Below are 19,321 nucleotides of genomic sequence, written 5' to 3'. Positions count from 1 at the left end.
ACGGCACCTCCCAATCGTTATTGTGTGCTGCGGATCAGACGGCCATGATCTCCTTCTGCTTTTCTTCCACGGCAGCATCAATGTTCTTGATATACTTATCGGTCAGCTTCTGGACATCCTCTTCCATGGTCTTTTGGGTGTCCTCGGTCAGTTCGCCGGCCTTCTTCATAGCCTTGGCCTTATCCATGGCATCGCGGCGCACGTTACGCACGGCAACCTTGGCGTCCTCGCCCAGCTTGGAGACTTCCTTAGCCAGCTGCTTGCGGCGCTCCTCGTTGGGTGCGGGGAAGTTCAGGCGGATGGTAACGCCGTCATCAATGGGGGTAATGCCCACATCGCTGGCCATGATTGCCTTGCTGATGGGACGCAGCAAGGTGCGGTCCCAAGGGGTGATGGTGAGGGTGCGTGCCTCAGAGACTGCCACAGCGGCCAACTGCTGGATGGGGGTGGGAGCACCGTAGTAATCCACGACCACCTTATCCAGCACGGCGGGGTTTGCGCGGCCTGCGCGCACCGCGGCCAGCTCTCGGCTCAGGTGCTCCACAGAGCTCTTCATCTTATCTTCGAAAACCTTGGTGTTGCTGCTCATTGTCGTTGTTCTCCTGTTTCTTTATTCTATTGATCCATGCAGGCAGCGCACTGCGCTGCTGCTCTATCCAATCGTATGCAGTTGCACCGGGGCGCTATGCTTAGCCCTCGTAGACCAGCGTGCCCACGTTCTCGCCCTGCACAGCCCGTGCGATGTTGTCCGGGTCGGCCAGATCAAACACCAGAATGGGCAGCTTGTTGTCGCGGCACAGGGTAGCTGCGGTACCGTCCATAACAGCCAGCTGATCCTCCAGCACCTTGGTAAAGGTAAGGGTATCGTACTTTTTGGCGTCCGGGTACTTGTGGGGGTCCTTATCGTAAACGCCGTCCACCATGGTTGCCTTGAACATCACATCGGCGCTCACCTCCACGGCGCGCAAGGCGGTAGCCGTATCGGTAGAGAAGAAGGGATTGCCGGTGCCGCCGCCGAACACAGCGATTTTGCCCTCATCCATGGCGCGCAACGCGTCCTTGCGGGTAAAGGCAGGCGCCACCTGCGGCATGGTGATCGAGGTGAACACCTCGGTAGGCACACCCAGCTGCTCCAGCTTATCAGAAACGGCCAGTGCGTTCATCACCGTAGCCAGCATACCGATCTTATCGGCCAGCGTGCGCTCCATCTTACCACTGGAGCGGCCGCGCCAGAAGTTGCCGCCGCCCACAACGATGCCGATCTGCACGCCAAGCTCGTGGGCCTTCTTCACGCCGCCGCAAATAGCGTCCATGGTGGGCTCGTCAAAGCCCATGCCCTTTTCGCCGCCCAGCGCCTCGCCGCTGATCTTCAAAAGGATACGCTTATATTTCAATGCCATAATCCAAACACCACCTGTTTTATCTTTCGCCGGACAGACCCGGCATTTTTACTATACTCTATTTTACAATAAATTCGCCACATTGTAAACAGTCAAACGCGTCGTTCTTCGCAAAGCTTTTGTGAACGAATGCGCAGCGCCCGCAAAGCCTGCTTTTGCTCCGGGGTGATGCGGTAGCTTTCCACCGCTTTCTGAATGGTCTTGTTGTGCGTCCACACGTCCAGCCGCTTTTCGGTCAGCCACGGCAGTGCCGCTGCGGGCTGCTTCGCCAGTGCAGTGGCAAAATACCATGCCCGCATCATATTGACATAGTATTCCTCGCTGTGCACCGCCGCCACCCAAGCCAGATATTCCGGGCTGAAGGCATCATCCAGATAATACCGCATAAGCATCCCGATCCCGTAGCGCACGGTATACACTTGGTCAGAGCCCAGCCAGCGCCGGATAGCGGCCAGCAGTTCCGGCTTATGCTGCGCAAACACCTTGGGGCTGAAGCTATCGCAGACTGCCCAGTTATCCACATAGGGCAAAAAGCGCTCAGTTGCCGCCAGCGCTGTGCCGTAATCCCGGACATGCTCCAGCAGAAAGGCGTGGAGAGCGTTTTCTTCATAATAAAAATGCGGCAGTTCTTGCAGAAACACCTCCGCTTCCGGGGTATTTGCCAGCTGTTTTGCCAGCTTGCGCAGCAGCGGCACTCGCACCCCGATCACCGTTTCCGGTGGCAATGTAGGCATCAGGCGGCTGTTAAAGATCTGATATTCCTTATCCTGCAGCGCAAACAGCTGCGCACGGATCACATCCACTTCCGGCATTTTGTCACTTCCCTTCTGCATCATTATACCAGATAGGAGGGAAAATGCAAAGAGAAAGACCGCAAACGGCTTTTGTTCCGTCTGCGGTCTTTTGCTGGGGCTGGTTCTTAGGTTAGATTCTTCATAGCGTAGTCTATCGCGTCTTTTTCATAGCCTTCAAATTCAAGCTGTTCGCGAACTTGTGATTTAGACAAATCCAGATTATGATAGTACCATTCTGCCTTTGAAAGTGCATTTCTATGCTCTTGTGTTATATTATTCGTGTTACTCGATGTAGAACTATTGCTCTTGCTTGGCTTTTTACCTACACCGGGGCCACCCGTAGAATATCCATTATTTGAGGTGCTAGATGTTGAGGGATTGTCCCGTTCCTCATCGGTACTGACAGTTAGCTTTTCGTTAAAAACGCTGTACCATTTTCCATTGCTATGAATGTCTCCCAAAAGAATAGAATTGAATCCCATGCTGGCCTTAAAGATTGATTCATTCATTTTGTCGGACAATTCATCGTATTTTTTTATGATTGTATCATTTGCTAAAGAACTAAGTGCTTTTCCGTTTATATTGTCACACTCGATATTGATATAAAAAATAGGCGTACTTCCCGTTATTGGAAAAATTTTCATAGTTGCTTTCGGGTTTGAGAAGCCGCAGCTTTGGGCAAGCTTTTCAGCAACTTGTAAGATTGTCTTTTCTAATTCGATACCGCTATCCAATGGAGAAGTCAGCCCCATGAAACTCATTGCACTAGCTGTATTTTCAATAGCGGTCTGATATTCCCCCTGCTCCACTAAAGCATCTTGCTGTTTCCAATACAAGTCTAACATTTCGGTTGCGCGTTTCTGTGCTTCTGTATAGTTAGAATCATCTTCTATCACTTTTTGGTACAGCGAATAGGCTTTGAAATATTCGCCGCCTTCTTGATAGTTCTCAGCTGACTTGAACTTTCGTTCCGACTCCTCAAGCGCCGCCTTGCGCTCTTGTTCTTCCTTAGATATTGCTTCTGACGTTGCTGTGGTATCTACGGTTTCCTGTTGTGAACTTTGGCTTACTGAATTGACTGCTGTGCTATCTGCTGTACTTGCGCCGTCGCTGCATCCAGCAAGCAACAAAACACAAAGCAACACTGAGCCAACTGTCCCGGCTATTTTACGCCTCATTCCGATTTTCCTCCTAACTGGTAAATGACGTTTGTTCGGTTTTGTCTGCCCTCCTTTTGTCAATTATACATCTAAATGCTACAAATGTATACACTTATAGTTCAATTATTATAATTGTAGGCTACAAAATCAGCCGTCTTTTGGCTACACTTGTAGTAAAAAGAGGTGCGCTATGGATAACAACTTGAACAAAAAGCTTATAATTCGTCCCCGCCGGGCTGCATTGGGTAAAACTGCCGTTGTTTCCGTGCGCCTGTCAGAAGATACCATCAAGCGTTTGGATGCAATCACCACGCAAACCGGGCACAGCCGCAACGAACTGATTCAGTTGTGCGTTGAGTTTGGGCTGGAAAACCTTGAAATCAAGGATGATTGATAGACACATTCCAAAAAGAGAGCCGCAGTAGGGAAGAAATTCCTATCTGCGGCTTTTGCTATCTTCCACCTTCATTATATCATTTTATGTTTAATTGTAAACATAATTATAACATTTCTTTCTATCATTCTGTGCATCATAATAGAAACAGGGTGATAATTATGGACGAACTCAAGATAACAAAGCGCACAGAACCTGTTATGTTCACGATTCGGGTAGACAAATCCATTGTTGACTTTTACGACGATTTGGCGCAGAAAACAAACCGTTCTCGAAACGAGCTTATTGGCCTTGCGTTGGAATACGCCAAAGATAAAATCAAAATCGAGCCGTAATACGTTTATTCATATCAAAAGAGCCGCAGCCGGGAAGAAAATCCCCGACTGCGGCTCTTCTGTTAATTTAGTTTTTATCACGCTTTTCAAAAGCAGTGCTCAAATCAGCCGTATTTTCAATTTGCAGATGTTACCCCACCCTCTGCCGCTTATCCAGCCGCATCTTATCAGCTATCATTGCGATGAATTCCGAGTTGGTGGGCTTACCGCGCAGGTTATGGATGGTATAGCCGAAGTAGCTGTTGAGGGTATCCACGTCTCCCCTATCCCATGCCACCTCGATGGCGTGGCGAATGGCCCGCTCCACCCGGCTGGCGGTAGTGCCGTTCTTTTTGGCGATTTCCGGGTACAGGCGCTTGGTCACGGCGTTGATATACTCCGGCTCGTTCATGGTGAGCAAAATGGCATCCCGCAGGAACTGGTAGCCCTTGATATGGGCGGGCACGCCAATTTGGTGCAGTATTTCGGTGACGGTCAACTCGTCACTGTCCACGCTGGTATGAAGCAGGTGCTTTTCCTGTCCACTTGCCGCCTTGAGCACCCGGGCTGCAAGCACGCTTTCGTCAAAGGGCTTGACGAAATAGTAGGCAAAGCCTTCGTCAAGCAGCTCCTGTACCATTTCCTCGCTCTGGAACGCGCCGGTAACAAAAAACGAGGTGTGGCGCTCCCCTGCGGCGTTGTAGCGCTGCTTGACCGCCAACGCATCCAGCCCGGGCATAAAGGCATCCAGCAGCACTACCTGCGGGCGAACGGCCAGCATCTTCTGCAAAACTTTATTTCCATCCTTTTCCACAACGGTCACTTCCACGCCCTTTTGCTCCAGCGCCTCACGACAGGCTTCTGTGATCTGAGCACCGGTATCCGACATCAAGAATCTCACTTTATCCATGGTTGTTTCCTCCAATGTGTGCAGTTCCCTTAACACCATGGATTTTACCATAATTTTCCAGATAGTTCAACGGTTTATTTTGGGAAATTATGGAAATTCTGCTCGAATGTCATACTTTTTTATGCTGCTGCGTCCGTTCCGGGCACGGAATGTGCCTGTTCCAGCATGGTTTGTGCAAAAATACCGTAGCCTCGTGTCGGGTCATTGACCAGCACATGGGTCACTGCACCCACCAGCCGTCCGTTTTGCAGGATAGGGCTGCCGCTCATCCCCTGCACGATGCCGCCGGTCTGCGCCAGCAGTGCCGGGTCGGTGACGCGCAGCACCATGTTGCGGTGCGGGTCGGCGTCGTTCACCTTTTCTATATAGACACGGTAGCTGCGGGGCGTTTCGCCGCTGGTAGTAGTCAGGATCTCTGCCGCACCGGGCAGCACCTCCTGCGCAAAGGCAAGCTCTGTCTGCTGCCCGGCAATGGCGGTGCTTACCGTGCCGTAGACGCCGTTTTCGCCGTTGATACAAATTCTGCCAAGGGCATGGTCGCTGATAAATTTGCCCTTCAGCTCCCCGGGGCTTCCGGCGGTGCCGCCGGTGCAGCCCACGATCTGGCAAGTCACGATCTCGCCACTGCGCAGGGCAACCCGCTCGCCGGTGTCACTGTCGCTGATAGGGTGTCCCAGCCCGGCAAATACCCCGGCTTGCGCGTCCACAAAGGTCAGAGTACCCACCCCGGCAGAAGAGTCCCGCACCCACATCCCTGCCCGCCACTGGGCGTTCTGGGTATCCCACACCGGCAAAAGGGTGGTCTGCCGTTGCTCTCCTTTGCGGACGTAGACCACCTCCACCGCCGCACCGGCAGCGGCTTCCAGCGCGGCATGAACCTGCTCGTTGGTCTCGGTGACGATGTTTCCCATGCGGATCACCCGGTCGCCCAGCCGCAGCCCCGCCTGCTTTGCGGGGTTCACCGTACCGGCGGCAGTGTGTACCTCGGAAAATCCCACCACAAGCGCTCCCTCTGAGAACATTTTTACCCCAAAGGGCGTACCGCATACCGTGACCGTGGGGCGCTGCATCACGGTGGCGCGGATGGTCTTGACCGGCAGCCAGCCACCCAGCGCCAGCGTGGTCTGATAGCTGCCCGCTGCCCGGGTGCTGGCTACATTACGGCTGCCGTGTCCGCGCAGCGGTTCCACCCAGCCAAAGCGGGGCAGCGCAAGGGGCTGCTCCGGCTCCAGATAGACCTGCTCCGGCAGGGCGCACCACAGCCAGCCCAGCGCCGCCACGGCGGCCACCAGCAGATAGGCACCCATGATCTTCCCCCACCGGACGATGCTGTGCTTAGACATTTTACGGCCTCCCCTGCGCATTTTTCAGATCTATTATGCGCCGAAAAGGACGAAAAAACCGCACCCGCATCCAAAAATGGACACAGGTGCGGTTATGATTTTACAGAGACAGGCGCTTATGCGTCCTGCAGCTCGCCGCGGCTGGCGGCTTTGAGGTAGGCGAAGATGAACTCATCGATATCGCCATCCATCACGGCATCCACGTTGCCGGTCTCGTAGTTGGTGCGGTGATCCTTGACCATGGTGTAGGGCATGAACACATAGCTGCGGATCTGGTGACCCCATGCGATCTCGTTCTGCACGCCCTTGATGTCATCGATCTTATCCATGTGCTGCTGTTTGGCGATCTGGTAGAGCTTGGCCTTCAGCATTTCCATGGCGTAGTCACGGTTCTGGAACTGGCTGCGCTGGGTCTGGCAGCTGACCACGACGCCGGTGGGCTTGTGGATCAGACGGACAGCAGAAGAGGTCTTATTGATGTGCTGGCCGCCGGCGCCGGAGGAGCGGTACACCTGCATCTCGATATCCTCGGGGCGGATGTCCACCTGAATGGTGTTGTCCAGCTCGGGCATAACCTCCAGAGAGGCAAAGCTGGTCTGGCGGCGGGCGTTGGCGTCAAAGGGAGAGACACGCACCAGACGGTGCACGCCGTTCTCACTCTTGAGCAGGCCGTAGGCGTTGGCACCCTTGACCATCATGGAAGCGCTCTTCAGACCGGCTTCGTCGCCGTCCTGATAATCCAGCACCTCCACGGTCATGCCGTGTGCCTGTGCCCACTTATTATACATACGATACAGCATCTCGGCCCAGTCCTGCGCCTCGGTGCCGCCGGTGCCTGCGTGGAAGGTAAGGATGGCGTTGCTGTGGTCGTACTCGCCGTTCAGCATGGTCATCAGCTGCAGTTCCTCCACAGCCTTGCCCACGGTGTTCACAGCCTCCTCGGCCTCGGGGATCATGGCGGGGTCGTACTCCTCGTCCAGCATTTCCAGCATGGTCTCGGCGTCATCGTACAGGCCCTGCAGCTTTTCAAAACGGTTCAGCTTGCCCTTCAGGTCGCCGATCTCGTCAAAGACCTTCTTGCTCAGTTCTGCATCATCATAAAAGCCGGGGCGGGACATGGTGTGCTCCAGCTCCTGCACGCGCTTGCGGCTTGCTTCAATGGCCAGTGCTTCTTCCAGGTCCTTAACGGCCTTGGCGTGCTCGGCCAGCTGCACTTTCAGTTCATCAATCGTGATCATTCTCTACGTTCCTCTCGTTCAAGGGTTTCCATCATAACAGATAACGTCCCCGGCAGGGTGCAAAACGCACGCACAGCGCGTATTTTCTACCCTGCCAAAAGACACAGTTTATACACAGATACTTCATTAGTATACCGAGAATCTGTGATAAAGTAAAGAGGAAAAATACTATCTTGCCGGAATTTTGAAGATTTTCACCTTTTCTTTTCATTCCCGGGGGAGTATAATACCAGTATGATCGATTTCACAGGAGGATATCATGCCGAAATATTATGGCTGTCCCTGTGAGGGCTGCGGCAAGCCGCTGACCCTTCAGGACGACATCGTGGTCTGCCCGGACTGCGGTGCACCCTATCACCGCACCTGTTATGAGAAGATGGGTCTGTGCATCCACGCCCCTGCCCATGGCGCAGGCTACGAGTGGAAGTTCCCTTATCAGGATGCACAGCTGCGCACCTGCCCCGCCTGTGGGGAGCGCACCCTGCGCAGCGAAAGCGTCTGCCGCTGCTGCGGCGCTGCCCTGCCCCCGGAGAGTGCAGAACAGCCCAACGACCGCGCTGCCGCCAGCGCCGAGCAGAACCGGGATTTCGATTACAGCGGGATGTACCGGGACGAAATGTACCGGAACTTTACGGAAAAGGTCGTTGACCCGGTGCACCGCAACGTGCGCGCCGCTTTTGGCAAGGATGAACTGATCGATGGTGTACCCTATCAGGACTGGGTGGATTTTATCGGCACAGCTGCGCCGGTCTACCTGAACGATTACAGCCAGATGCAGCTGCGCCACTCCAAGATCTCCATGAGCTTTTCGGCGCTGCTGTTCGGTCCCTTCTACTTTTTCTACCGCAAAGCGTGGAAGCCGGCCTTCGGCTTTCTGGCCGCAGAGCTGCTGCTGTTCGTCCCTACTTTAATCAGTATGATGCAGACCACCGGCAGTCCCTTGACCGCTGGAATCAGTGCTTCCGCACTGGTGGTGCTGAGCCGCATCATGTCCCTTCTCAGCTTTGTGCTGATGCTGGTACGGGGACTATATGGCAAGTGGCTTTACCGCCGCAGCGCAGCTGCACGCATCCGCCGCATCCGTGCCGAGTTCCCGGACCCGGAACAGCGCCGCGCCGTGCTGAACGCGCAGGGCGGCGTCAGCATTGCGGCCTGCATCGGTGCGTTCATCCTGCTGATGCTCGTTGGCAGCCTTTGTTCCATGCTGCTGGGGCCGGACCTGAATGCATTGGTAGGCACCTTTATTTAATTCTGTTTCACGCAGGATGGGGATCCTGCTGAAAAGCGCGGTTCGCCGTGCATAAAATGAGGACATGGGAGAATCATTATGAAAAAAGTCACCAAAGCCGTTATTCCGGCTGCGGGTCTTGGCACCCGCGTACTGCCCGCTACCAAGGCAATGCCCAAGGGTATGCTGCCCCTCGTGGACAAGCCCGCCATCCAGTATTTGGTGGAAGAGGCCGTTCGCTCCGGCATTACCGATATTTTGATCATTCTGGGCCGCAACCAGAGCATTATCGAGGATCACTTTGACCGCAGCCCCGAGCTGGAGGAAAAGCTGGCAAAGCCCGGCAAGGAAAAGATGCTGGAAGAGTGCTTGGGCATTGCCAATCTGGCCAATATCCTGTTCGTGCGCCAGAAGGAGACGCTGGGTCTGGGCCACGCAGTCAACACCGCCAAGGCCTTTACCGGCGATGATCCCTTTGTGGTCATCTACGGCGACGACGTGATCTGGGGCGAGGATCCGGTCTGTGCCCAGCTGATCCGTGCCTACGAGGAGTTCGGCCGTCCGGTCGCCGGTGTATCCGCTGTGCCTTGGGAGGATGTGAGCCGCTACTGCAGCTTAAAGACCACTCCTATCCACGACAACTACTTCTTTGTGGATGATATGATCGAGAAGCCCAAGAAGGGGCAGGAGTTCAGCAACTATTCCATTCTGGGCCGTGTATTGCTGACCCCGGAGATCTACGAGATCCTTGCCCACACCAAGCCCGGTGCCGGCGGCGAGATTCAGCTGACCGATGCCATGGCAGAGTACGCCCGCACCCGCGGCGGCATGACCGCTGTGGAGTTTACCGGCAAGCACTACGATATGGGCAACAAGCTCAAGGTCGTGGAGGCACAGGTGGAGCTGGCACTGCAGCACCCTGAGATCGGCGAGGAGTTCCGCGCCTACCTGAAGGAGTTCTGCAAAACGCTGTAAAGACGCTGCGTAAATAATAAAAACGGGGCTGTTGCACGAAACAATGTGCAACAGCCCCGTTTTTGCCTATATTCAGATAAAAAGGGGTTCCGAAATGCCTGCAGGCGTTTCGGAATCCCAAATACAAACCCGATTTATTTTGCCTGACTGGGATGCGGCACGGGCGGGCGCTTGGTGAACATGGCCTTGAGTGCCAGCGGGGTAGCCACGCTGGACACCACGATCAGCAGGATCACAGCAGTGAAGTAGACCGGGTCTACCACGCCGATGGCCAAGCCCTTCTGTGCCACGATCAGTGCCACCTCGCCGCGGGTCATCATACCGACGCCGACCTTCAGGGAATCGTCCCAGTTGAAGCGGCAGATCTTTGCAGCCAGACCGCAGCCGATGATCTTGGTGATCAGTGCCACCACCACGAAGCAGACGCAGAAGAGTAAAATCTCCGGGGTCAGGCCGCTGATATCGGTCTTAAGGCCGATGGAGGCAAAGAAGATCGGCGCAAAGATAACGTAGTTGCTGATATCCACTCGGCGCTCCACATAGGGTGCGTCATCCATGGTGCACAGCACGATGCCTGCAATGTAAGCACCGGTGATATCGGCGATGCCGAAGTATTCCTCAGCAATGTAGGCCATGGCAAAGCAGAACGCCATACTTACAATAGTGATACGCTGGGTATGGGGGTTGCGCTGGTCCAGCCACTTCATGGCGTAGTGCACCACAAGGCCAACGCCCAGTGCGGTGGCAAAGAACAGCAGGGTGTTGAACAGCACCTTGCCCAGACCCGTACCGGTGCCGCTGCTGGCGCCCAGAACACAGGTGAGCACCACGATGCCGATGACATCATCAATGACAGCGGCGCTGACGATGGTAGTGCCCAGAAAACTCTTCAGGTGCCCAAGCTCCTGCAAGGTAGCCACCGTGATGGACACACTGGTAGCGGTCATAATGGTGCCGATGAACAGTGCCCGGTAGAACTCCGGGCTGCCAACTGCGGCAAAGCCGTAGAACGCACCATATAATAAGGTGCCGCCCACCAGAGGCACAGCCACGCCAACGGTAGCGATCAGGGTGGCGATAGGGCCTGCCTTGATCAGCTCTTTCAGGTTGGTGCCGAGGCCGGTGGTGAACATGAGCATCACAACGCCGATCTCTGCAAAGACGGAGATGGAATCGCTGATCTGCACCAGATTCAGCACGCAGGGGCCGATGAGCAGGCCGGCGATGATCTCACCCACCACCTGCGGAGCCTTGCACTTACGCGCCACCAGTCCGAAGAATTTCGCGCTTAAGATGATGATTGCCAGATCTCGAAACAACGAATACATGGATTATCCTCCTTTTATTTTTCCCACTTCCCTGCCACTGCCGGAGCCCCGGCCCTGCCATATTGCAGGGAAATCGTTTACATTATAGTCCTTTTTACCAAAAAATGCAAAACATTTTTTATCGTTCTTTTTGTCAAAAAAGCTTGACAGAAGCAAAGAAGCTTGCTATAATAAATTGCTGTCTGAACAGACACACCACACAGGCCGCGATACCGCAGCCTGTGTACCCTTGGCCTTGCAGATCCGCAGGGCCCTCAAGTCCAAAAGGAGGTGCTACAAAAATGGCAAAGTACGAAACCATGCTGATTACCAGCGCCGCTCTCGATGAGGAGGCTTCCGCCGCTCTGGTGGGTAAGTTCAAGTCCCTGATCGAGGCTAACGGTACGATCGATTCTATCGACGAGTGGGGCAAGCGCCGTCTGGCCTACCCCATCAACGACGAGGAAGAGGGCGTCTACACCGTGATCAACTTCACCAGCGAGCCCAGCTTCCCCGCTGAGCTGGACCGTGTGTACAAGATCACTGAAGGCGTTATGCGCAGCCTGATCATTGCTCACGAGGAGTAATTCTTCTGTGACAGAAAGGGAAACCGTACTATGTTGAATGTTGTTGCTATCATGGGTCGCCTTGCACGTGACCCTGAAATGCGTCAGACCACTACCGGCAAGAACGTTGCTTCGTTCCGCATTGCCTGCGACCGCGGGCGCCGCGATGCCAATGGGCAGAGCGTGGCGGACTGGATCGATGTGGTTGCATGGGATCGGCAGGCCGAGTTTGTCTGCCGCTATTTCCAGAAAGGTTCCCTGATCGTTGTGGACGGCCGTTTGCAGTCCCGTCAGTATCAGGATAAGACCGGCGCAAACCGCACTGCCGTTGAGGTGGTTGCCAGCAACATCAACTTTGCAGGCCCCAAGAGCAGCAATGCAGGTGACGGAAACGGCTATCAGAATGCCGCTCCGTCCTACCAGAACGCAGCGCCTGCCCGCCCGGCTGCTGTGGAGGCAGCTCCCAGCTACTCTGCCGGTAATGCAGACGACTTCGCCGTCATTGATGACAGCGATGACCTGCCGTTCTGACACGAAACGGTCTATCCGTTAAAAATCCAATAGGAGGTAATAAGCAATGGCTTTTGAAAGAACCGAAGGCTCTCGCCCCGCACGCCCCATGCGTCGCGGCCGCAAGAAGGTTTGCAGCTTCTGTGTCGATCGCATCGACACCATCGATTACAAGGACGTGCCCCGTCTGCGTAAGTACGTCTCTGAGCGTGCTAAGATCATTCCCCGCCGTGTGACCGGCACCTGCGCTTACCATCAGCGCGCACTGACCATCGCCATCAAGCGTGCTCGTCACGTTGCTCTGATGCCCTACGTCAGCGACTAATCTTTAAAAAACCAACCCGATCAAAATAATCAGCAATCAGCAAAGCGCTCTCACCGATGACAAGGCGAGAGCGCTTTTTTGTTTGCGTTAGATATACTGTTCACACCACTGTTTTGCCTTCTCCCCCACCTGCCGGGCTGTCAGCCCATCGGTAGAAAGAAATGTTACGTTTTTCTTTTCCCGGAACCATTCCCGTTTCAGCGGCAGAAGATGGTTCAGGTAATACGCAAAGAATTCCCGGGAACGGGTGGTATCTCCCGCTTTACGGGCACGCAGGACGAATTCGGAAGCGTCCAGAAACAGAATATGCTCCGGCATACAAGCCTGCACTGCTGCAAGCTCCGGTGCTAAGGCTTGCCGAATTGCTTCGATCTCCCACTCCAGCCCCCTGCTTTTGGGGTAGTTCAAGGTGTAGAACTCAATCTCCTCCGCGCCGAAATCCATCACAGCGTGGGGGTATTTTTTTGCTTTCTGCCCGCGGCGTAGCTCATTGCGCAAAAAAAGCCGTTGGATCTCCAGATAGTCCGCATAACAGTTCTTATTCAGCCTACGCCGCTTTATCTCTGCAAGGACGGCAGCGTTGTCCTCAAAGCAGACCTGTACCTGCTGGCAGTGCTGTTCCAGATAGCGGGCCACCGTGGTCTTTCCCACTGCCATGCAGCCCTGCAAGGATAAGATCATAACATTTCCCCCCTCTCTTTTTCACATAGTATAGCACATTCAGCTGCGTACCGGAAAGCGTTTTCCTCGCAAAAAGTTACAAACCGGTACGATTGTCCCGGGTGTTTCCGACTTGTACCGGGAATTATCGGTATTTTCGGTTTTGCTGCTTTGCACGCAAATCAAACTGCACAAATGCGAGGGGCAGCATTGCACACCTTGTACAAAGTTGAATTAACCTTATTGATTTTTTATACAGAATGTGCCATACTAATGTCACTGGGAACGTTCCCGACAACGTTCCCGAAACACTTTCAGAAAGCGAGGCCCGCCGACATGGCAAACCTGACCATCAAGGATATTGCACGGATCAGCGGCTGCTCCGTCAGCACCATCTCCCGTGTGATCAACGACAGGCCGGATGTTCGCCCGGAGACCAAGGAGCATGTTCTGAAAGTGATGCGGGAGGCCGGGTTCGTGCCCAACACCAACGCCCGACAGCTGAAGATCCAGCAGTCCCGCAGTCTGGTGTTCGTAGTTAAAGGCACCCGGAACATCTTCTTTTCCGATTTTCTGGTGCAGCTCCAGCGCGCCGCCACCCTGTACGGGTACAACGGCATCGTCTCTTATCTGGACGAGAACGCCAACGAGATCGACGCCGCCGAAAAGATCCTGCGGGAGATCAAACCCAAGGGCATCATCTTCTTGGGTGGCAGCGTGGCCAACTTCCAACGGGGCTTTGACAGCATCAATGTCCCTTCGGTACTCACCACGCTGGTCACAGATGAGCTGAACTTTCCCAACCTTTCCATGGTGGGTGTGGATGATCGGGCAGCGGCCTATACCGCTGTGGACTACCTCATCCGGCAGGGACACCGCAAGATCGCCGTTCTGGGCGGCCCGGTGACCAGCTACCCCAGTGTGATGCGCCGCAAGGGCGCACAGGAAGCCATGGAGGATGCAGGCATCCTGTTCAACGACAAACTGTACGGCCTGTCCAACTACGATTTCGAGTCCGCTTACCACGCCATGAACAGCCTGCTGGCCCGCCGGGCGGATTTCACCGCCCTGTTCGCCATGAGCGACGTCATCGCCTTTGGTGCCATCCGGGCGCTGGTGAGCGCCGGGTTCCGGGTGCCGGAAGATGTTTCGGTGATCGGCTTTGACGGCATCACAATGTCCCGCTACTGCGTACCGGTGATGACCACCATCGTCCAGCCCAGCGAGCAGATCGCACTGCAAAGCATCGAACTGTTGGTGCGGCAGATCGAGCATGGCTCCCCTGCCCAGACCGTGACCCTGCAGCCGGAATTGCAGCAGGGCGAAAGCGTAAGGGCAATTTAAATGTTGTATTCCCTCCGTCGAAGGACGGAGAGTATATAGTTGATCTGTAATTTTAATAAGAAGGAGAACTTATTATGAAAAAGATGATCACTCGTCGTAACTTCCTGAAGGCCGCTGGCGTTTCTGCCGCTGCTCTGGGTCTGGCTGCCTGTGGCGGCTCTTCCAGCAGCACCGCTTCCTCTGCTGCCAGTTCTACCGCTGCTTCCAGCACCGCTGCAAAGGCAGACGGCAAGGTCTACTACCTGAACTTCAAGCCGGAGCAGGATCAGGATTGGCAGGATCTGGCCGCTGAGTACACCAAGGAAACCGGCGTGCCTGTGACCGTTGTCACCGCCGCTTCCGGCCAGTACGAGACCACCCTGATGAGCGAGATGGAGAAGAGCGAGGCTCCCACCCTGTTCCAGGTGAACGGCCCTGTTGGTCTTGCTAACTGGAAGGATTACTGCTACGATCTGTCCGGCAGCCAGCTGTACGGCGAGCTGACCAGCGATTCCTTTGCACTGAAGGACGGCGACGCTGTTACCAGTATTGCATACGTCATCGAGACCTACGGCATCATCTACAACAAGGAACTGCTGACCGCTGCCGGTTACAAGCAGGAGGACATCAAGGGTTTTGCCGACCTGAAGAAGGTTGCTGACGACATTCAGGCCCGCAAGGCTGAGCTGGGCGTGGACGGTGCTTTCACCTCTGCTGGCATGGACGGTTCTTCTGACTGGCGCTTCAAGACCCATCTGGCAAACCTGCCCATCTACTACGAGTACAAGGCAGACGGCATTAGCTCCACCGACGCCATCAAGGGTACCTATCTGGACAACTACAAGCAGATTTGGGATCTGTACATCACCGATTCCACCTGCGATCCCAAGCTGCTGGCTTCCAAGACCGGCAACGACGCTGTGGCTGAGTTTGTGGGCAAGAAGGCTGTGTTCTACCAGAACGGCACCTGGGCTTACAATGATGTGAAGGATCTGGGCGACGACAATCTGGGTATGCTGCCCATTTACATCGGCGTGGACGGCGAGGAAAATCAGGGTCTGTGCACCGGTTCCGAGAACTTCTGGTGTGTCAACAACACCTCTTCCGAGGCTGACATTCAGGCTACTCTGGACTTCCTGTACTGGTGTGTCACCTCTGAGACCGGCACCAGCGCGATGGCTGACAAGATGGGCTTCGTCATCCCCTTCAAGAAGGCTAAGGACTCCACCAACCCCCTGATCACCATTGCAAACCAGTATGTGGCCGACGGCAAGACCAGTGTTGACTGGTGCTTCTCCACCATGCCTTCCGAGGAGTGGAAGAACGGCGTGGGCAGCGCTCTGACTGCATACGCAGCAGGCACCGGCAAGTGGGACGACGTTGTCACCGCATTTGTGGATGGCTGGGCCAAGGAGTACAAGCTGGCCAACGGCTAAGTCTTTGACCGGAGATCTCCCTAGGAATTAAAATGGGAGGCGGGCGATAAGTTCGCCCGCCTCCTTTCTTTTTTATCAGACAGCTCCCTCAGGAGGTATATCATGCAAAAAGCCATTAGTAAATACTGGCCGATATTTGTGCTGCCTACTCTGGTCGCCTTTATTATCGGCTTCATCTGGCCCTTTATCTGGGGCGTTTACCTGTCCTTCCAGCGGTTCACTACCGTTTCCAAGACCACCTTTGTGGGCATCCAGAACTACATCTCGGTATTTCAGGATTCCACCTTCCTGCACGCTTTCGGCTTTACGGCGGTGTTTACCGTGGTGAGCACCGTGCTCATCAATGTGTGCGCCTTTGCCATTGCGCTGGTGCTGACCCGCGGCATCAAGGGCACCAACATCTTCCGTACCGTATTCTTTATGCCCAACCTGATCGGCGGCATCCTGCTGGGCTACATCTGGCAGATCCTGCTCAACGGTGTGCTGGCCAACCTGCAGAGGCCCCTGTTGGCACTGGATGCCAAGGCCGGTTTTGTCGGTCTGGTCATCCTGATGTGCTGGCAGCAGATCGGCTACATGATGATCATCTATGTGGCCGGCCTGCAGAGCGTGCCCGGCGACCTGATTGAGGCCGCTAAGATCGACGGTGCAAACGACCGTGAGATCCTGTTCAAGATCAAGATCCCCATGGTCATGCCCAGCGTGACCATCTGCACCTTCCTGACCCTGACCAACAGCTTCAAGCTGTTCGACCAGAACGTAGCCCTGACCGCAGGCGAGCCCGCCAACGCAAGTGAAATGCTGGCTCTGAACATCTACAACACCTTCTACGGCCGCTCCGGTGCGCAGTGGAAGGGCATTGGTCAGGCAAAGGCCGTAGTGTTCTTCCTGATCGTGGTGGTCATCTCGCTGATCCAGCTCCACTTTACCCGCTCTAAGGAGGTGCAGCAGTAATGTCGAAACGGAAAAGAACCTGGGATGTCATCCTTATTGTTGTAATGGTGCTTCTCTGCCTGCTGTGGATCTACCCCATCGTGCTGATCCTGCTGAACAGCTTAAAGACCGAAGGCAGCTTTACCACTTCTACGGTGTTCCGTCTGCCCACCGCCGAAACCTTTGCCGGTCTGCGCAACTACGTTTACGGCGTGACCAAGATGGACTTCCTCTCCAGCATGGGTTACAGCCTTCTGATTACTATCACCAGCGTGGTGCTGATCCTGCTGTGCTGCTCCATGACCGGTTGGTACCTGACCCGCGTAAACAACAAGCTGAGCAAGTTCATGAACCTGCTGATCGTGTTCTCCATGGTCGTCCCCTTCCAGATGGTCATGTTCACCCTGTCCAAGACCGCTGACCGGCTGAAGCTGAACAACCCTTGGAACATCTGCATCATCTATCTGGGCTTCGGCGCTGGTCTGGCCGTGTTCATGTTTACCGGCTTTATGAAGAGTGTGCCCATGGAGATTGAGGAAGCCGCCATGATCGACGGCTGCAACCCCATCCAGATCTTCTTCAAGGTCGTGTTCCCCATCCTGAAGCCTACCATGATCTCCACCGCTATTCTGGAGACCATGTGGGTATGGAACGACTATCTGCTGCCCACGCTGGTGCTGGATATCAAGAAGTACCGCACCATCCCCATGGCCATCCAGTATTTCCGCGGCGGCTACGGCCGCGTGGAGCTGGCTCCCATGATGGCCTGCATCATCATTGCGATCATCCCCATTATTATCCTCTACATGACCTGCCAGAAGTACATCATCGAGGGTGTCGTGGCCGGTGCTGTAAAGGGCTAAGGAGGTGCACGTTATGCGTGCAAGCGGCATTTTGATGCCGGTGTTCAGTCTGCCGGGGCCTTTTGGCATCGGTACGCTGGGCAGTGAAGCGACCGCATTCGTTGATTTTCTGGCCGAGGCAAAGCAGACCTATTGGCAGATTTTGCCCATCGGCCCTACCGGCTATGGCGACAGCCCCTACCAGAGCTTTTCCGCCTTTGCCGGAAACCCCTACTTTATTGATTTTCGTCTGCTGGCGGCAGATGGCTATCTGACCGCCGAAGAGATCCCCGCCGCGCAGCCGGTGAGCACCGTTGACTACGGTGCGCTGTACAACCAGCGCCCGGTGCTGCTGAAAAAGGCCGCCGACCGGCTGCTGGCTGCCCCCTCCCCTGCTTACGAAGCCTTCTGCACAGCACAGAGCTTCTGGCTGGAGGACTACGCCCTGTTCATGGCCGTAAAGGCAGAGCAGGGGCAGGCAGGCCTTGCCGACTGGCCGGACGCCCTGCGCTGCCGGGAGCCGGAGGTCATTGCCGCCGCAAAAGCACGGCTGGCTGACCAGATCTGCTACCACAAGGCAGTGCAATTCTTCTTCTATACCCAGTGGAACGCACTGAAAGCCTATGCCAACCGCAAGGGTGTCCTGTTGGTGGGTGATATCCCCATCTACGTCAGCCCGGATTCCAGCGACCTGTGGACTCACCCGGAGTTGTTCCAGACCGATGGACAGATGCACCTGACCCATGTAGCCGGCTGTCCGCCGGATGCCTTTGCGGCAGACGGCCAGCTGTGGGGCAACCCGCTGTACGACTGGCCTGCCCACAAGGCCACTGGCTTTGACTGGTGGAAGCAGCGCATGAAGCACGCCACCTCCATCTATGATGTGGTGCGCATCGACCATTTCCGGGGCTTTGAGAGTTACTATTCCATCCCTGCCGGAAGCACCACGGCTGCGGGCGGTCACTGGGAAAAAGGCCCTGACCGGGACTTTATCCACGCCATGCAGCAGGCGCTGGGCGGCGGCAATATCATCGCCGAGGATCTGGGCTACTTGACCCCGGAGGTGAAGGCGATGCTGGCCGAGAGCGGTTACCCGGGCATGAAGATCATGCAGTTCGCCTTCGACAGCCGGGAGTCGGGCAACTACCTGCCCCACACCTACCCCCGCAACAGCGTGGTGTACACCGGCACCCACGACAACGTGACCACTGAGGGCTGGCGCAACAACGCCAGCGCCGAGGATGTGGCATACGCCTGCCGGTATCTGCGCTGCACACCGGAGACCCTGACCGAAGGCATGATCTGCGCATGCCTTGCCAGTGTTTCGGATACTGCCATCATCCCGCTGGCAGACTGGCTGCATCTGGGCAGCGAGGCCCGCATCAACACCCCCAGCACACAGGGCGCAAACTGGCACTGGCGGCTGGCGCAGCCCCTACCCGCAACATTGGCCGGGCACATCGCCGAGCTGACCACGCTGTATGAGCGTGTGCCGGAAAGGCTTTAAATGCCCGTTCCCCTTTCGTCTGGCAACCTGTAAAATACACAAGGCATCTGCTTTGCCCGCTGCTGCGTCCTGCGCAGCACAGCGGGTACGGGCAGATGCCTTTGTTGTCCTCTTTTTCAGCACGTTTTTGCTACAACATTTTTTCGCCGTAAAAAA

At 55.4% G+C, this 19,321-nt stretch carries 21 protein-coding genes; 12 read left to right on the top strand and 9 right to left on the bottom strand.

Annotation, left to right across the window (positions count from 1 at the left end; translation table 11 throughout):
* Nucleotides 1–34: 34 nt before the first annotated feature.
* The 4 genes from frr to MTP36_RS07200 all read right to left on the bottom strand — a co-directional run bounded on the left by frr (nucleotide 35) and on the right by MTP36_RS07200 (nucleotide 3,372).
* The gene (gene frr, locus MTP36_RS07215) at nucleotides 35–589 is read right to left on the bottom strand and encodes a ribosome recycling factor (RefSeq protein ID WP_055185167.1); all 555 of its coding nucleotides are present in this window, start codon (nucleotides 587–589) and stop codon (nucleotides 35–37) included.
* Between the two features lie 100 nt (nucleotides 590–689).
* Nucleotides 690–1,400 carry a UMP kinase gene (gene pyrH / locus MTP36_RS07210; protein ID WP_005923912.1) on the bottom strand — a complete coding sequence of 237 codons (711 nt, stop codon included), beginning with the start codon at nucleotides 1,398–1,400 and terminating at the stop codon, nucleotides 690–692.
* A gap of 92 nt (nucleotides 1,401–1,492) precedes the next feature.
* Entirely contained in the window at nucleotides 1,493–2,212 is a 720-nt protein-coding gene (locus tag MTP36_RS07205) for a DNA alkylation repair protein (protein ID WP_249254286.1), read from the bottom strand.
* A 107-nt stretch (nucleotides 2,213–2,319) separates the two neighbouring features.
* Nucleotides 2,320–3,372: an Ltp family lipoprotein gene (locus tag MTP36_RS07200; RefSeq protein WP_249254285.1), complete on the bottom strand. Its 1,053-nt coding sequence runs from the start codon at nucleotides 3,370–3,372 to the stop codon at nucleotides 2,320–2,322.
* Between the two features lie 172 nt (nucleotides 3,373–3,544).
* Between MTP36_RS07200 and MTP36_RS07195 the strand changes: the two genes are divergently transcribed.
* Entirely contained in the window at nucleotides 3,545–3,748 is a 204-nt protein-coding gene (locus tag MTP36_RS07195; protein WP_154255434.1) for a ribbon-helix-helix protein, CopG family, read from the top strand.
* Between the two features lie 161 nt (nucleotides 3,749–3,909).
* The gene (locus MTP36_RS07190; protein WP_097777894.1) at nucleotides 3,910–4,083 is read left to right on the top strand and encodes a ribbon-helix-helix domain-containing protein; all 174 of its coding nucleotides are present in this window, start codon (nucleotides 3,910–3,912) and stop codon (nucleotides 4,081–4,083) included.
* A 130-nt stretch (nucleotides 4,084–4,213) separates the two neighbouring features.
* Here the strand turns inward: MTP36_RS07190 and spo0A are convergent, their stop codons facing one another.
* The 3 genes from spo0A to prfB form a co-directional block, all read right to left on the bottom strand.
* Nucleotides 4,214–4,972, bottom strand: a complete 759-nt coding sequence (gene spo0A / locus MTP36_RS07185) for a sporulation transcription factor Spo0A (protein WP_015538099.1) — start codon at nucleotides 4,970–4,972, stop codon at nucleotides 4,214–4,216.
* Between the two features lie 119 nt (nucleotides 4,973–5,091).
* Nucleotides 5,092–6,315 carry a SpoIVB peptidase gene (gene spoIVB, locus MTP36_RS07180; RefSeq protein WP_249254284.1) on the bottom strand — a complete coding sequence of 408 codons (1,224 nt, stop codon included), beginning with the start codon at nucleotides 6,313–6,315 and terminating at the stop codon, nucleotides 5,092–5,094.
* Nucleotides 6,316–6,431: 116 nt separating this feature from the next.
* A complete protein-coding gene (prfB, locus tag MTP36_RS07175) occupies nucleotides 6,432–7,553 on the bottom strand; it encodes a peptide chain release factor 2 (protein ID WP_097779709.1) in 1,122 nt (373 codons plus the stop codon).
* 259 nt (nucleotides 7,554–7,812) lie between these two features.
* Between prfB and MTP36_RS07170 the strand changes: the two genes are divergently transcribed.
* Together MTP36_RS07170 and MTP36_RS07165 are read left to right on the top strand one after the other, a co-directional pair.
* Nucleotides 7,813–8,802, top strand: a complete 990-nt coding sequence (locus MTP36_RS07170) for an RING finger protein (RefSeq protein ID WP_249254283.1) — start codon at nucleotides 7,813–7,815, stop codon at nucleotides 8,800–8,802.
* Nucleotides 8,803–8,880: 78 nt separating this feature from the next.
* Nucleotides 8,881–9,756, top strand: coding sequence for a UTP--glucose-1-phosphate uridylyltransferase (locus MTP36_RS07165; RefSeq protein WP_055185157.1), 876 nt, complete (start codon nucleotides 8,881–8,883; stop codon nucleotides 9,754–9,756).
* A 134-nt stretch (nucleotides 9,757–9,890) separates the two neighbouring features.
* Here MTP36_RS07165 and MTP36_RS07160 read toward each other — a convergent pair whose 3' ends face one another.
* Complete coding sequence (locus MTP36_RS07160) at nucleotides 9,891–11,084, bottom strand: cation:proton antiporter (protein WP_097779707.1); 1,194 nt, start codon at nucleotides 11,082–11,084, stop codon at nucleotides 9,891–9,893.
* 281 nt (nucleotides 11,085–11,365) lie between these two features.
* On the opposite strand from MTP36_RS07160, the gene rpsF reads away from it, so the two are divergent.
* Genes rpsF through rpsR form a run of 3 tightly spaced genes read left to right on the top strand, consistent with a single transcriptional unit; the run spans nucleotide 11,366 to nucleotide 12,464 of the window.
* On the top strand, nucleotides 11,366–11,650 hold the full coding sequence (gene rpsF / locus MTP36_RS07155; protein ID WP_005923879.1) for a 30S ribosomal protein S6: 285 nt from the start codon (nucleotides 11,366–11,368) through the stop codon (nucleotides 11,648–11,650).
* Nucleotides 11,651–11,680: 30 nt separating this feature from the next.
* The gene (locus MTP36_RS07150) at nucleotides 11,681–12,160 is read left to right on the top strand and encodes a single-stranded DNA-binding protein (RefSeq protein ID WP_055185153.1); all 480 of its coding nucleotides are present in this window, start codon (nucleotides 11,681–11,683) and stop codon (nucleotides 12,158–12,160) included.
* Between the two features lie 46 nt (nucleotides 12,161–12,206).
* Nucleotides 12,207–12,464 carry a 30S ribosomal protein S18 gene (rpsR, locus tag MTP36_RS07145; RefSeq protein ID WP_015538096.1) on the top strand — a complete coding sequence of 86 codons (258 nt, stop codon included), beginning with the start codon at nucleotides 12,207–12,209 and terminating at the stop codon, nucleotides 12,462–12,464.
* A gap of 87 nt (nucleotides 12,465–12,551) precedes the next feature.
* Here rpsR and MTP36_RS07140 read toward each other — a convergent pair whose 3' ends face one another.
* Nucleotides 12,552–13,145, bottom strand: coding sequence for a hypothetical protein (locus MTP36_RS07140; RefSeq protein ID WP_249254282.1), 594 nt, complete (start codon nucleotides 13,143–13,145; stop codon nucleotides 12,552–12,554).
* Between the two features lie 315 nt (nucleotides 13,146–13,460).
* Between MTP36_RS07140 and MTP36_RS07135 the strand changes: the two genes are divergently transcribed.
* From MTP36_RS07135 to malQ, 5 genes are all read left to right on the top strand, one after another.
* The gene (locus tag MTP36_RS07135) at nucleotides 13,461–14,468 is read left to right on the top strand and encodes a LacI family DNA-binding transcriptional regulator (RefSeq protein ID WP_097779705.1); all 1,008 of its coding nucleotides are present in this window, start codon (nucleotides 13,461–13,463) and stop codon (nucleotides 14,466–14,468) included.
* Nucleotides 14,469–14,542: 74 nt separating this feature from the next.
* The gene (locus MTP36_RS07130) at nucleotides 14,543–15,883 is read left to right on the top strand and encodes an ABC transporter substrate-binding protein (RefSeq protein WP_249254280.1); all 1,341 of its coding nucleotides are present in this window, start codon (nucleotides 14,543–14,545) and stop codon (nucleotides 15,881–15,883) included.
* 102 nt (nucleotides 15,884–15,985) lie between these two features.
* A complete protein-coding gene (locus MTP36_RS07125; RefSeq protein ID WP_249254278.1) occupies nucleotides 15,986–16,837 on the top strand; it encodes a carbohydrate ABC transporter permease in 852 nt (283 codons plus the stop codon).
* Nucleotides 16,837–17,679, top strand: coding sequence for a carbohydrate ABC transporter permease (locus tag MTP36_RS07120; RefSeq protein WP_055185143.1), 843 nt, complete (start codon nucleotides 16,837–16,839; stop codon nucleotides 17,677–17,679). The genes MTP36_RS07125 and MTP36_RS07120 overlap by 1 nt, the downstream gene beginning before the upstream one ends.
* Nucleotides 17,680–17,692: 13 nt before the next feature.
* On the top strand, nucleotides 17,693–19,165 hold the full coding sequence (gene malQ, locus MTP36_RS07115; protein WP_249254277.1) for a 4-alpha-glucanotransferase: 1,473 nt from the start codon (nucleotides 17,693–17,695) through the stop codon (nucleotides 19,163–19,165).
* Nucleotides 19,166–19,321 lie beyond the last annotated feature (156 nt).

Source organism: Faecalibacterium sp. I4-1-79 (genome assembly GCF_023347235.1).
GTDB classification, from domain to species: Bacteria; Bacillota; Clostridia; order Oscillospirales; family Ruminococcaceae; genus Faecalibacterium; species Faecalibacterium tardum.
Note: the sequence above shows the minus strand (reverse complement) of the source record. Positions and strands in the feature narration are given on the sequence as shown.